Origin of the sequence: Umezawaea sp. NPDC059074 (assembly GCF_042738955.1) — a bacterium.
In the GTDB taxonomy this organism is placed as follows: domain Bacteria; phylum Actinomycetota; class Actinomycetes; order Mycobacteriales; family Pseudonocardiaceae; genus Umezawaea.
The window spans coordinates 1-13,942 of record NZ_JBHYHC010000187.1 but is presented as its reverse complement, the minus strand read 5'-3'; the positions used below and the strand labels follow the sequence as shown (position 1 = coordinate 13,942).

Genomic DNA, 13,942 nt, shown 5'->3' with positions numbered 1-13,942 from the left:
CGTCGGGCCGCACCCACCGGCCCGACGAGGACGGTGTGCTTCACCAGGTAGGCGGCGTCGCGGTGGGCGAACGCGGTGGCGTGCGCCGGGACCCGGCCGTACGCGCCGCGCCACGGCGTGAAGGCGACCTCGCGCAGCTCGCCGTGCACGCGGCCCTCCGTGAACCACGCGAGCAGGCCCAGCACGGCCCGCTCCGGCAGCGGGCGGACGAAGAACTCGGTCTTGGCCGCGCACATGCCGGGCCGGTCGTGCACGAGCGGGAGGCCGACCGGGTCGTGCGCGACGGCGGAGGCCGGGGTCGCTTGCAGTAGCACGGCCTCGGCCGCGGTCAGGTGCTCGACCTGCGTCAGGACCGGCTCGGCGTCGACACCGGCCAGGAACTCCGCGAGCGCGTCCGGGGAGGCCGCGCCGATCAGCACGACGGTCGGCTCGTCCTCCAGGTAGTCGGGTGCGAGGAGCACCAGTTCCAAAGCCACGTCGTCGGGCGCGAACGGCGCCCACTCCAGCCAGCGGGCGATCAACTCGGGGGCGTGCGTCACCGGCCACGCCAGCCGGACGTGGGTGCGCGGGGCGGCCCGCGCGGTCTCGAAGGTGGCGCTGGTGACGACGCCGAAGTTCCCGGCGCCCGCTCCGCGCAACGCCCAGAACAAGTCCGGCTCGTGGTCGGCGTCCACGACGACCACCCGGCCGTCGGCGAGCACGACCTCGGCCGCGAGGAGCCGGTCGCAGGTCAGGCCGTGCAGCCTGCCGTGGCTGCCGAACCCGCCGCCGAGCGCGGCCCCGACCACCCCGACCGACGGGCAGGAACCGCCGGGCACCAGGCGTTCCGTCGCCGCGAGCCGCGCGGCCAGCCGCCCGGTCCGCACGCCCCCGCCGACGGTGACCCGGCCGCCGTCCACGGTGATCGAGTCGTCCGGCGACAGGTCGAGCACCAGGCCCTCGGTGCTGGAGTGGCAGGCGTTGCTGTGGCCGCCGCCGCGGACCGCGAACGCCCAGCCGTGGCGGCGGGCCGCGGTCAGCGCCTCGGCCACGTCCGACGCGCCCCGGCAGCGGGCGACGGCCCTGGGCAGCACCTCGACCGCCCGGCCGATGAACTGGTTGCGGGACAACGAGTACCGGGGGTCGCCGGGTTCCACGAGGTCAAGCATCGGCGTGCATCCTGGCCTGGAGGTCGTGCAGCTCGGCGTACCGGCCGCCCAGCGCCATCAGCTCGGCGTGCGTGCCCTGCTCGGCCAGTTCCCCCTGGTGCATCAGGTAGATGCGGTCGGCGTGCCGGACGCTCGCGAGCCGGTGGGTGATCAGCACGACCGTGCGGTCGGCGGCCAGCGTCCTCAGCGACTCGTAGACCGCGAACTCCGCCTTCGCGTCCAGCGGCGCGGTGGGCTCGTCCCAGATCAGCAGCGGCGCGTCCCGGAACAGGCCGCGGGCGACGGCCAGCCGTTGCCACTGGCCGCCGGACAGCTCAAGCCCGCCGCGGAACTGCTTGGACAGCAACGTCTCCCACCCGTCGGGCAGCCGCTCCACGACCTCGTCCGCGCCCGCCTGGAGCGCAGCCCCGCCCAGCGCCGCGTCCGCCGGGTCGACCCGGTCGTGCCTGCCGACGCGGACGTTCGCGCGGGCGGTGTGCGGCCACCGGATCGGTTCCTGGAACACCATCATCACCCGCGCGGCGACCCCGGCCCGGTCCAGCCCGCGCACGTCCCGGCCGTCCCAGCAGACCTTCCCGGACGTGGGCGCGTACAGCCCGGCGATGAGCTTCGCGAGCGTGGTCTTGCCGGACCCGTTCTCCCCCACCAGCGCGATGGTCTGGCCGCGTTCGACGGTCATCGACACGCCGCGGACCGCCGGTCGGGTGTCCGGGCTCTCCGGGTAGGAGAACACGACGTGGTCCAGCCGCACCCGGCGCGGGTCGGCGACCACGCCCGCGGGCCGCGGCGGCACCGCGGCGGCGGTGAGGAACGCCAGGTAGTCGCCGACGTACAACCCCTGCTCCACCAACTGGTTCGCCGCGAGCACGAACCGGTTCAACGCCGTGGTGGCGGCCCGGATCGAGATCACCGCCGTGCCCGCGACGGCGAGCGGCACCCACTCCGCGCGCACCAGGAGCCCGAGCACGACGTAGGTGGCCGCGAGGCCCAGACCCGCCAGCGCCCGGCCGATCCCGCGCACCCGCGCCTGCGCCACCCCGCGCCGGATGTCCTCGTCCCGCAACGGGTCCGCGACGATCCGGTACTCCCGCAGCACGAACGGCTCGGCCTGGCAGGCCCGGATCTCGGCCGCGGACTCGCGTTCGGTCGCGAGCTGCGACACCATCTGCACCCGCCGGTCCAGCGCCACGAGCCTGCCCATGCTGGCGTACGCGAGCAGCGCCGACCGCTGCACCGCCCACCCGTCCGGCAGCACCGCGAGCAGCAGCACCGGCAGCAGGATCGGGTGCAGCACGCCGAGGCTGCCCGCGGCGGCGGCGATGCCGAACACCGAACCCACCAGCTCGACCAGGTTGTCGGTGGACCGCTCCAGGTAGAACAGCCCGCGGTCGCGGGCCCGGTGCATCCGGTCGTGGAACCCGGCGTCGTCGAACGAGGCCAGGTCCGCGCCGAGGCTCGCCGCGTACAGCCGTTCCTCGGCCAGCCTGCGCACGGCGGGCGTGATCCGGGCGTGGGCGTGCGCGACCCCGACGTCCAGCGCCCCTCGGATGCCATAAGCCGCGCCCACCAGCAGCAACGACGGCAGCGCGGCGACCACGCGGTCCGCGGTCGGCCCCGCCGCCAGCAGCTCCGTGAGCACCCCGGCCGTCGCGAACAGCCCGAACGCCGCCGCGAGCCCGGAGCACACCTGCATCACCGCGATCAGCGCCGCGGGCCGGGGCGCGGCGTCGCGGATCATCCGCAGGACCGGCCACGTGACGGCGGGCAGGCCGCGGAGGACCCGTCGGGGCGCACCGGGCGCGGACTCGTCGAGCTGCCAGTGCGGGGTGTTGAGCGCCCCGTCGCGCGGATCGGTCACGGGCCCTCGCCCAGCAGCAGCACGGACGGCAGGTCGCTGTCCGGGTGCATCCGCAGCAGTTGGTAGGCCACGCCGCCCGAGCCGGACAGCAGGCTCGGCGAGTACACCTCGCGGGCGAGCCCGGTCGTCGTCCCGTGCTCCTCGACGCCGCCGAGCACCAGGGCGTCCAGCTCCGCCCGGTCGTGCCCGGCCGCCACCAGCAGCTCCCACACGCCCAGGTCGCCGTGGCACAGGGTGTGCGTCCAGCCGAGCCCGTCGCGCACGGCGGACGCGGCGGCCCGACGCAGGACGTCGGCGTGCCGGTCGGCGACCGACCGCCGGTCCCTGGCCAGCAGGTCGGCGGCGGCCAGCCCGACGCCGACGGCGCCGTGGCACCACGCGGCCACCAGCGACGACGGCTCGCGCGGGTCCCGCCAGCCTTGGCGGCCGGGGTCGTACCAGGTCTCCTCGTAGGCGGCCGCGGCGTCGGACAGCGCGGCGAACCGGGTCTCGCCGGTGACGGCGGCCAGCCGGGCGAGCGCCCAGCCGATGCCGGTCGCGCCGTGCGCGAAGCCGCCGATGCCGCCCGGCCAGTTCGGCACCGACCAGCAGGCCTGGCCGGGCGCGGGCCGCAGCGCGTCGGCGACCAGCCGGTCGCCGGTGCGCACGGCGAGGTCGGTCCACCGGTCGTCCCGCGTGCGGTCGGCCAGCAGCAACAACGGCACGATCGCGCCCGCCGTGCCGACGACGAGGTCCGGGCCCTCGCTCGCGTCGATCGCCGCGGGCAGCTGCTCGGCCAGGAACAGGGCGTCGGCCACGGCGTCGTGGCCGAGCCGGTCCAGCGCCAGCCAGCACCACACCTGCGAGCCGAGGCCGATGTACCCGCCCGCCGGGTCCGGCCTGCGCCGGGTGTGGGTCGCCTGCTCGGCCCACCACCGCTGGGTGAGGCGGGCCGTGCGCAGCGTGCCGTCGAGCGCCTCGGCGACACCGTCGACCCGGTCCGCGCGCCCGGCCGCCACCTCGTGCAGGTAACCGGCCAGCAGCACCGCGACGCCGAGCGTGCCGCCGTAGAGGTCCGGGGTCAGCGGCGTGGTCTGCCAGCCGGACCGGTCCAGCACCGGCGCGAACCAGGTGACCGTGCCGTCGTCGCCGCGCACGGACTCGGCCAGCACCTCGCGCACGAGGTCGGCGGCCAGTCCGCGCCGCCGCTTGTCCAGGTTGGTGACGTCGGGCCGGGGCGGGGTCATCCGCCGCAGGTCCGGCTCGGTGCCCTGGTTGAGGTAGGCGCTGACCAGCGCGGCGCGGGTGACCCGCCGCTCCAGGCCCAGGTCCGCCGCCCGCCACCGGGCCAGGACGGCGGCGACCTGGTCGACGCGCGGCCCGCACACCGTGCCCGCGGGCGTGTGCAGCCAGCCCTCGGCCGGGGTCGTGGTGAACACCGGGATGTCGCCGACGAGGAGTTCGGCCACCTCGGCGGCGTGGACTGCCCCTTCGGCCGGTCCCCTGGTGTTGAGCGAGTGCCGGGCGAGCAGCGCCTCGGCCTTCCGCTCGGCGGTGGGCTGGTCGTGCAGGCCGACCGGGTGCCACAGCATCCGCGCCAGCTCCGTGTAGGCCTCGGAGTCCCGGACGACGACCCGCACCACGCAGTCCGCGAACACCGCGAGCGCCGGTTCCAGCTCACCGGCCCGGTCGAGGTCGTCGATCCGGGCGGCCATCTCGTCGAACCCGGCGAGCACGCCGCCCCAGTGCCTGCCGAGCTGAGGGCTCGGAGCGGGCAGGTTCTCCGTCGGCCGGAGCTGCTGGGGCACGATCGCGATCCGGGCCTGGTCGGTGCCCGCGCCCACCAGTTCCGGCAGGCCGACGTCCGGCTGCTGGTCGGGCAGCATCCCCATCGCCGACCCGTCCACCCCGCGCCACCCCAGGCCCGCGCCCCGGCCGGGCAGCAGACCGGTGCGCAGGACGGTGCCGTTCAGCATCGCGGCGACCCGGTCGGTGGCCTCGCCCGCGCCGGTCGGCGGGTGCGGCGGCAGCGGCGTGAACACGCTCTCGCAGTCCACGACGACCGGGACGGGACCGCACGCGATGATGTTCTCCGCGTGCAGGTCGGTGCCGGACACCAGCCTCATCACGGCCAGCCAGTGCCCGAGGTTCCGGTAGAACGCGGCCAGCTCGCCGTCGTCGGCGCAGTAGCGGTGGCCGACGTGCTCCGCCCACCCGTAGGAGTCGCGGACCAGGGCCCTCGGCACCCTGATCGGGTGCTCCCGCCCGTCGGTCAGCAGGGCCAGCAGGCCGGACAGGGCGGCGTCGACCTCCATCGGCCGCGGCTTGTAGACGACGGTCCCACCCGCGCAGCGCAGCAGCGCGACCGTGTGGCCGCCGCGGTGGCTGTCGCCCGCGCCGATCTCGACGGCGAGCAGCTCCCCCGCGTCCGCGCCCAGCAGGTCGCGCAACGCGGGACGGTCGGCGGCGAACCGCTCGGCCATGGCGCGCGCCGCCGCGCACCGGTTGTCGACGACGACCCGGAGCCGGTCGAGCAACGCCGGGTAGTGCCGGGTCAGGTCGTGCCAGAACGCGGGGTCGGAGGCGGCGCGGACGAACTCGTCCCAGCGGCCCTCGGGGTCGGGGGCGGTGAGCCGCCCGGTGACGCGGGCCCCGTTCAGCTCCAGCACCAGCAGCCGGTTCACCTTCCGGCGCACGGCGTCCAGCAGGACCGCGCGGGTGGCGTGGACCAGCGCCTCCGCCTCGACGGCGGCGAGGTCGGCGATCTCGGCCAGGTGGTCGGCCAGTCGGTCCAGAGCCGGGCCGACGAGCCATTCCAGGGTGGGGTCGAGCGCGCCGACCTCGTCGGATGTCATCGGCCGTGATCAGCAGCAGAAGACGGGGCGCGACGCGGTGCACGCCGAGCAGCGGCTGCCGGGCGGGTTGCAGGCGACGATGTCGCCCTCGGCGAACTCGCCGCTCGCGAAGACCGGGCCCGCCGGGCTGTCGTCGAGCCCGGCCCGCCAGCGGGCTACGGTCTCCTCCGCGTCGAGCAGTGCCATGGTGGTCATGGTTCTCCCTTCGTCGTGGGAGACGGCACGTTAGGCACGGCCCGCATACACGGGCGCATACACGTCAGCCGTCGAGCCCGGTGTGCCGAATGAGGTCGAGCAGCGCCGTCGTCGCCGGGTTCGGCCGGACGCCGAGCTCGACGTCCAGCAGCACCGACAGCCGCCGGTAGGCGTCCATCGCCTCCCCGCGCCTGCCGGTCGCCACGAGCGCGAGCAGGAGTTGGTGCCACAGCCGCTCGCGCAGCGGGTGCTCGACGACGAGGCCCTTGAGCACCGGCACGAGGTCCCGCTGGTGGCCGAGCGCGAGCCGGACGTCCACCAGCTCCTCCGTGGTGGACATCCGCAGGTCGTCGAGCACGACCGCGCGCGACTGGACGGCCGCCGGGATGGGCACGCCCTCCAGCAGGTCGCCGCGCCACAGCCCCAGCGCCTCGGCGAGCACCCGAGCCGCCTCCGTGTCCTCGCCGGTGCCGCGGCGGCGGCGGCCCTCGTGCACGAGGTGCTCGAACCACAGCGCGTCCACGCCCGTGCGGCCGGTGACCAGCGCGTAGCCGTCGTCCAGCGTCTCGATCGCCGTCCCGTCGTCGCCGGGGGTCAGCAGGCCGCGCAGGGCCGCGATGTGCGAGCGGACGTTCGCGGCGGCGGACGCGGGCGGGCGCTCGGGCCACAGGCCGTCCACGATCCACTCCAGGCTCAGCCGCCGGTTGGGCCGCAGCGCGAGCATGCCCAGCAGGACGCGGGCCATCCGCCGCGCGGGCCGCAGCACGACGCCGCCCGCGCGGACCGCGGGTCGGCCGAGCACGAGCACCGCCATTCGCCACACCGTCCGTAAGTCCACTGTGGACGGAGATCCGGAAGACCTCCGAACAGCTATGAGAGGATCGACGGGCCGCAGATACACGGTCCCGGACGAGCGCTTCGGAGCCGTTCGGGGGATCACGCGGAGGTTGCGAAGAGGGCGAGCGGCGAAAATTGTCGGTGCCCGTCGTTACCCTCCCGCTCGTCATCAAGAAGTCGATTCGCAGGAGGAACCGTGGGCTGGCTCGACGCCGCGTCCGGGTACCAGGTGCGGCTCGCGGAGAACGGCAAGGTCCAGTGCCGCAACGGCAAGGGAAAGCTGCTCTCCTCGACGCCCGCGTCCATCAAGGACGATCCGCAGGTGGTGCAGCTGCGCCAACTCGCCGAGTGGCTGGCGCGCCACGAGAACGAGTGCCTGTCCGCCGTGGACGGCTGGATGGTCCGCTCACTGCCCGTGCCCGCGGCGTTGCTCACCGAGGTGTGGGCGGACTCCGCGTGGGCGAGCGCGCTGCGCGACCTGGTGGTCACCGCCGATGACGGGAGCGGGCTCCAGACCGGGTTCCTGCGGGACGTCGACGCGGAGAAGGGCCTCGGCGTCGTGACGCTGGACGGCGACACCGTGCGGATGCGGCCCGAGGTCGTGTCCATCCCGCACCCGGTGCTGCTGGAGGACCTGGAGGAGCTGCGCGAGTTCGGCGCGGAGCTGGGCGTGGAGCAGAAGGCGCAGCAGCTGTTCCGGCAGACGTTCGCGCGCCCGGAGAAGCTGCCGACCGGCCACTCGGTGAGCGACTTCTCGGGCGGCAAGTTCGAGCAGCTCAACCACGCGCTGGGCCGGTGCCGCACGCTCGGCTACCCGGTGCGCGGCGGCGACGCGGTGTACTCGGCGTTCGAGGACGGCCGGGTCGTGGAGGCCCGGTACTGGATCGGCTCGGACTACCCCGAGGGCGAGACCTGGACCGGTGACCTGCACTGGTCCCAGGAGAACGGAACCACCGTGCCGCTGGTCGACGTCGGACCGGTCGCGTGGTCCGAGGGAATGCGCATGGCCTCGGCGATCCACGCCGGTCGCGTCGTCGAGGAAGCGGTGGTAGCACCATGAGCAAGGCACTGATCGCCGCCGGAGCCGTCCTGCCCGGCACGCAGGCCGCAGGTGAGGACCGCGACACCATCACCGCCCGCCACTACACGCACCCCGGTCTCGACGACCGCGTGGTCGTGCGGCTGGTGCCCGCCGTGCTCGGCCGCGCCGAGGACCTGACGGGCGAGTACCTCGGGTTCTCCGCGCCCGTGAAGGTCGCCAAGGTCGGCACCGGCAAGCGCAGCGCGCTCGGCTTCCCGGCGTGGGCGCTGGTGAACGACCCGGCGAACTCCCACCACGCGCTCAACCTGGTGAAGGACGTGGAGCGCCTCGCCCGCACCGCCCGGTCCCGCGCTGGGGCGGCGAAGGACGGGTTCACCGCGCTCGGCGACATGCTCGGCCGGTCCGCGCCGCACTTCCTGCCGACGTTCTACGAGCAGGCGGGCCGGATCTTCCTGGAGCACGGCAACCCCACGTACGCCGCGAGCATGTTCGGCAAGGCCCGCGAGGCGGAGGAGGTGCACGACCTCCAGGTCGACCCCGAGCGCACGCGCGACGTGTTCCTGGAGTTCGCGTTCGCCGGGGCGCTGACCGCGAAGGCCCTGTCGGCGCACGCCAAGGGGTTGGCGCGCAAGCACGACGGCGGTTCCGCGTACGAGCTGTTCCTGACCCTGTGCGTCGAGCGCACCCGCGGCGGCCTGCCGCCGTACACCGGGATGCCCGAGGACCTGCGAAGGCTGGCGAAGGTCGCGAAGCTCGACGTCGCCGCCGAGGACGAGCGCCTGCTGCGCGCCATCCTCGACAGCCCGTCGGTGAGCCGCGCCGGGGTCTCGTTCTGGAAGTCCTACCGCGACGCGTTGATCTCGCTGGCCACCCGCGACACCGAGATCCGCCACCTGCTGCTGACGTTCGTGCCCGCCGCCACCGCCTCGCTCGACACGTGGATCGGCGTCCTGGAGGCGTGCGGCGCCACCCGTGAGCTGACCGGGCCGACCAGCGAGGCCCCGACCGTGCCCGCCGAGTGGCTGTCGTCCGTGCTCTCCGTCCGCTCCGGCGGCTGGCGCAGCGTCGGCCGGTCCGAGGTGCTGCTGACCCTCGTGGAGGCGATGGCGGCCAGGCTCGCCGCCGACGCCGTGCCCGTCCACGCCCTGCGCGGCTGGCGGCAGAGCGAACTGGACCTGCTGGACCTGCTGGCGGCGCACGGCGTGCCGCTCGCCAAGCCGGACCGCGACGACCAGCAGTACGACGTTTCGGGCTGGCTCGCCGACGACGGCGCGGGCCGCCGCGACCTCGCCGCGCTCGCCGCGTCCGAGTCGCTCTCGGTCGGCCTGGGCACCGGGGTCGTGGCGCACGCCCGTTCGACGGCCCGCGACGGCGTCGCGGACACGGACGTGCTGCTGGCCTCGCTCGCCGTGCCCGGCCTGCGCACCGCGCTGCGGCAGTGGATCACCCGCAACGCCTCCTCCATCGCCACGACCGGCCTGCCGGGGCTCGCGGCCACGCTGGAGAACCTGGCCGTGGTGCGGCTGCCCGAGGCGTTCGCCGACGTGCCGGAGGCGGCCGAGGCGATCGCCTCGACGGACGTCACCGCCGCGCTGCTCAAGACGCTGCGCACCGGTCTGGTCGACGAACTCGGCTGGCCCGCGCTGGAGGAGGCCCTCGCCAAGCTGGTCACCTCCGGCACGCCCAAGGACGGCGGCGTGGTCGTGTCCGGCGAGGGCTGGCCCGCGATCGTGATCGGCCGGGGCTGGACCTTCCTCGCCGTCGGCCCGGACGGGGTGCTCGCCGAGCACGTCGCGCGGATCCCCCCGACCCCCGGCAACGGCTGGACGTCCACGCCGGTGGTGTCCTGGTTCGACGGCGTGTTCCTGGTGCGCTGGCGCACCCACGAGGGCGAGCACGCGTACTGGAGCGACGCCCCCGACCGGATCTTCTCCCCCAGCGCCGAGTACCGCAGCTACTACCACAACGACCAGGAGCCCTCGATCCTGCTGGCCGACGGCGCCCGGTTCTCCGGGCGGCGGGCCGTGCACCCCGGCGACACCCGGATCCCGGACCCGGCACGGGCGTTCGGCGACGGGACCACGGTGTGGACCGGGGCCCGCGAGAACCAGAAGTGGTGGTGGCACGAGGTCGACCCGGCCACCGGCGACCTGGGCCGGGCGAGCCTGCCGCGCTTCCTGGAGGACTTCACCGAGGACGGCACGTCGCTCGCCCTGCCGCACTGCGACCTGCGCCCGGCGGTGGCCGGGACGGCGTCCAGCCCGCTGGGCGCGGCCGACGGCCTGCACGGCTGGCGGGTGCGCGTCGAGGCGGACGGCTCCTGGCTCGGCGAGACGGTCGACGGCAGGCGGATCCGGCTGCCCAAGGGCACCCGTCGCCCCGAGGGCCTGCTCGCCCTGCCCGGCGGCGCCCAGCTCGTGCTGGCCGAGTCGTACAACACGGTGGAGCTGCTGGACGAGACCGGCACCGCGCTGGGCAGCGTGTCCGTCGAGCAGTCGAACCCGCAGTACGCGGCGGGCACGCCCTACGTGGTGCCGACGCACTGGTGGCACGCGTTCAAGCCCCGCGACGAGGCCGGGTCGGCCGCGCTGCGCTCGGTCACCCGCGCCGCCGTGGAGGCGATGCTCGCCGCCGCCCTGGCGGAGCAGGAGGAGCAGAAGGAGCGCACGCTGCGCGACCGGCTCTCCGCGCTGGTCGGCGGCAGCGGTGGCGGCGTCGACCTCCCCCGCGCCGTCACGAAGGCGCTGCCCGGCCTCACCCACCCCGGTCTGCTGGCCGGTGTCCTGGACGTGGTCCGCCGGGCCGCGCGGCAGCTCCGCGTGTTCCGCGCCTTCGGCGAGGTCGCCGAGGCGGCGCGGACCGTCGACCTGTCCGCACTGGCCCCGAGTGGACCGGTGGTCACCCAGCAGGAGATGAGCGGAGCGCTCGGCTGGTTCGGCGGCTACCGCTCCAGCAGCACGAACGACGTGAAGGCGACGGTCCTGCCCGAGCTGATCGCCACGCTGGCGGCCGTCGCGGCGGAACCGAAGCCCGCGCTCCGGACGCTGCCCCAGGCGGACGTCCCGGACTGGTACGAGCACCTGCCGAGGCTCGGCGCGCTCGCCCACCGGGCCGCGTCGCCGCTGACCTCCGAGGAGCACCGGGCCGCGCTCGTGCTGCTGCTCCGGTCGATCGCCGGGAGCGGGATGGCCGACGGCACGGGGCACTGGCGCACCGTGGGCGTCGTCGTGCCGAACAAGTCCCCGAAGCCGCTGCACGGCGTCACGCCGGTCGGCGACGGGTTCATCGCCACCTTCGAGGAGAAGTGGCGGCACAACGAGGCGAACCTGTTCGCGGGCGTCCAGTACACCCGCACGCCCGGCACGTTCCCGCTGCCGACCGGCTGGACGCTGGAGACGTCCGAGGAGGTGCCCCCGACGTTCGGGGGCGAGCGGATCACCCGGTTCCTGGACGTGCTCGCCGAGCGCGGACCGGCGCCGTGGTTCACCGAGGCCGTGCCCGCGCTGGTGGAGCGGACCGGTCTGGGCAGTGCCGAGGCGACGGTGCTGCTGGCGGGCATGCCCGGCGTCGACCGGTGGGACTCGAACTACCTCAGCACCGAGGAGCGGCGCAGGCTCGACCTGTCCGCGGCGGGCGCGAAGGCCGCCAAGGAACGGCTCCGGCGGCTGGGCACCTCCTACCGCTACCGGCTGATCGGCGCGATCGTGCCGGAGGCCGCGGACGGCCTCTGGACGACCGGCCCGGCCGTGGAGGCCGTCGCCGAGGTGTGGACCGCCGAGCACGGGCTGCGCGTGCCGGTGCCGGACGACGTGCTGGTCGACGCCGCGAAGCGGCTGACGCTGTCGGAGACGGCGGAGTACGTGACGGGTGTGGTCAACCCGAGCATCACCTCGTGGCTCACGACCGACGCCGACATGAGCTTCGACGGGTCGTCGCTGCGGAACAAGAACCGCAACGCGTTCCTCGGCACCACGCTGGTGGCCGTGCCGCAGGTGCTCCAGTGGCTGGCCCACCGGCTGCCGGTCGGCTCGCCGCTGCGGGCCCGGCTGCCGGAGGCGCTGGAGTTCGCCCGGCAGCGCGTCGCGCACCCCGGTTTCGCCCTGGAGATCGGCAGCTGGCTGTCGCGCGAGGACGTGAGCGGGCTGCTCGGCGTGGAACTGCCCACGTCGGGCGAGGTCGTCGACCACCGGCCGTGGCTCAGCGTGGTCGGGGTGAACGACAACTACTGCCGGCTGATCGTCCGGCCCGGCCTGCTCGGCCCGCAGGACCGCGACCTGCTGACCGCGCTGGTCGAGATGACGTACTCGCACGGCACGTTCCAGGCGCTGGACCTGCTGGCCGACGAGGGCCTCGCCGCCGCGTGCGCCCAGCCCGCGCCCGAGGGCGTCGACCCGGCGGCCTACCACCAGGACCCGACGGTGTCGGTCCCCCACCTGGTGGCGGAGGTGGCGGCCAGGTTCGACCTGGACGAGGACGCCGCCGCGCTGTACCTGCAACTGCTGGCCATGCCCGACCCCACCGACGCGAACGTGGCGCGGTGGACCGGGTGGAAGCCCGCCCGGCTGAAGAAGGCGCGCGCCGCGCTGGGGGCGACCGACCTGGTCCTCACGGCGAAGCGCGCGCGGGCGGGCCGGTCCCTGTTCCTGCCCGGCGGCTGGCTGCCGCTCGGTGCCCCGCACCTGCCCGTGGAGTCCTGGAAGGGCCCGATGTTCGGCTTCACGACCTCCCCCACGGGGGTCATCGCGCCCCGTGAACCCGCCGCCGCCCTGTTCGCGCGCGCTTGGCAGCGCGTGCTCGACGGCGACGCCCCCGCCTACGAAGAGCTCAAGACCGGAGGACGCAGGTGACCGCCGCCGCCCCCAGGCAGGTTGATCCCGCCGAGGACGCCCATCGCGACGAACTGGCGTTCCTCGCCGCCTACGACGACGGCCTCCGGCCGCCCGGCTGGCGGCTCACCCCGCGGGCCGTCGTCACGTACATCGTCGGCAGCGGCGGCGACGCGCTGGCGTTGCCGAAGGGCGTGTCGGTCGACGGCGTGCCGTCGCGGCTGGTGATCAGCGCGAAGTTCGTCGGCGAACGCGCGCTGGTCGAACGGGCCGTCGTGACGCTCGCGGGCGAACGCGGGCTGCTGCTCGTCGGCGAGCCCGGCACGGCCAAGTCGATGCTGTCCGAACTGCTGGCCGCCGCCGTGTGCGGCACCAGCCAGTTGGTCGTGCAGGGCACGGCGGGCACGACGGAGGACCAGCTGCGCTACGGCTGGAACTACGCGCTGCTGCTGGCGGAGGGGCCGAGCCCGCGGGCCCTGGTCCCGTCGCCGGTGCTGACCGCGATGCGCGACGGGGCCGTGGTGCGGGTCGAGGAGGTCACCCGCTGCCTGCCCGAGGTGCAGGACGCGCTGGTGTCGATCCTGTCGGACCGCCGCATCGCCGTGCCGGAGCTGTCCGGCACGGACGGCGCGACGGTCCACGCCGCGCCGGGCTTCACCGTGATCGCGACGGCCAACCTGCGCGACCGGGGCGTCTCGGAGATGTCCGCCGCCCTCAAGCGCCGGTTCAACTTCGAGGCCGTCGGCCCGATCGGCGACCTGGCCGCCGAGATCGCGCTGGTCCGCAGGCAGGCCACCTCGGCGCTGGACCGCGTCAAGGCCCCGTTCGCGGTCGACGACGTGGTGCTGGAGGCGCTGGTCACGGCCTTCCGCGACCTCCGCAACGGCGTGTCGGAGGAGGGCTGGGCGGTCGAACGGCCGTCCACGGTGATGAGCACCGCGGAAGCCGTCTCGGTCGCCACCGCCCTCGGCTTGGCGGGCACGTACTTCCCCGGAGACCGCGACCCGCTGTCCCTCCTGCCCGGCCACCTGCTGGGCGTGGTCCGCAAGGACGACCCCGGCGACGCGGCCAGGCTCCTCGGCTACTGGGACGGCGCGGTGCGGCGCCGAGCCGAGTCCGGCTCCCGCACCTGGCGCCGCATGTGGGAACTCCGTGACGTCCTCGACGCCTGACAACACCACCGTGGTGGGCAAGCACTTCCT

Annotated in this window: 8 protein-coding genes; 3 read left to right on the top strand and 5 right to left on the bottom strand. The window is 75.0% G+C overall.

Going from position 1 to position 13,942, the window contains the following annotated elements:
• The 5 genes from ACFWW9_RS42690 to ACFWW9_RS42670 form a co-directional block, all read right to left on the bottom strand.
• On the bottom strand, window positions 1–1,148 hold a 1,148-nt coding region (locus ACFWW9_RS42690), incomplete at its 3' end, for an FAD-binding oxidoreductase (protein ID WP_390388778.1).
• The gene (locus tag ACFWW9_RS42685) at window positions 1,141–3,006 is read right to left on the bottom strand and encodes an ABC transporter ATP-binding protein (protein WP_390388776.1); all 1,866 of its coding nucleotides are present in this window, start codon (window positions 3,004–3,006) and stop codon (window positions 1,141–1,143) included. The genes ACFWW9_RS42690 and ACFWW9_RS42685, both read right to left, overlap by 8 nt.
• Window positions 3,003–5,840 (bottom strand): type 2 lanthipeptide synthetase LanM family protein, encoded by a 2,838-nt coding sequence (locus ACFWW9_RS42680; protein WP_390388774.1) that lies wholly within the window; start codon window positions 5,838–5,840, stop codon window positions 3,003–3,005. The genes ACFWW9_RS42685 and ACFWW9_RS42680 overlap by 4 nt, the downstream gene beginning before the upstream one ends.
• A 9-nt stretch (window positions 5,841–5,849) precedes the next feature.
• Window positions 5,850–6,035, bottom strand: coding sequence for a DUF6229 family protein (locus ACFWW9_RS42675; protein ID WP_390388773.1), 186 nt, complete (start codon window positions 6,033–6,035; stop codon window positions 5,850–5,852).
• Between the two features lie 64 nt (window positions 6,036–6,099).
• Window positions 6,100–6,849, bottom strand: coding sequence for a BTAD domain-containing putative transcriptional regulator (locus ACFWW9_RS42670; protein ID WP_390388772.1), 750 nt, complete (start codon window positions 6,847–6,849; stop codon window positions 6,100–6,102).
• Between the two features lie 219 nt (window positions 6,850–7,068).
• Here ACFWW9_RS42670 and ACFWW9_RS42665 point away from each other — a divergent pair, with 219 nt between their 5' ends.
• Genes ACFWW9_RS42665 through ACFWW9_RS42655 form a run of 3 tightly spaced genes read left to right on the top strand, consistent with a single transcriptional unit; the run spans window position 7,069 to window position 13,912 of the window.
• Window positions 7,069–7,932, top strand: coding sequence for a DUF4132 domain-containing protein (locus tag ACFWW9_RS42665; RefSeq protein ID WP_390388771.1), 864 nt, complete (start codon window positions 7,069–7,071; stop codon window positions 7,930–7,932).
• A complete protein-coding gene (locus ACFWW9_RS42660) occupies window positions 7,929–12,761 on the top strand; it encodes a hypothetical protein (RefSeq protein ID WP_390388770.1) in 4,833 nt (1,610 codons plus the stop codon). Before ACFWW9_RS42665 ends, ACFWW9_RS42660 begins: the two co-directional genes overlap by 4 nt.
• Complete coding sequence (locus tag ACFWW9_RS42655; protein ID WP_390388769.1) at window positions 12,758–13,912, top strand: AAA family ATPase; 1,155 nt, start codon at window positions 12,758–12,760, stop codon at window positions 13,910–13,912. Before ACFWW9_RS42660 ends, ACFWW9_RS42655 begins: the two co-directional genes overlap by 4 nt.
• Window positions 13,913–13,942: the final 30 nt, after the last annotated feature.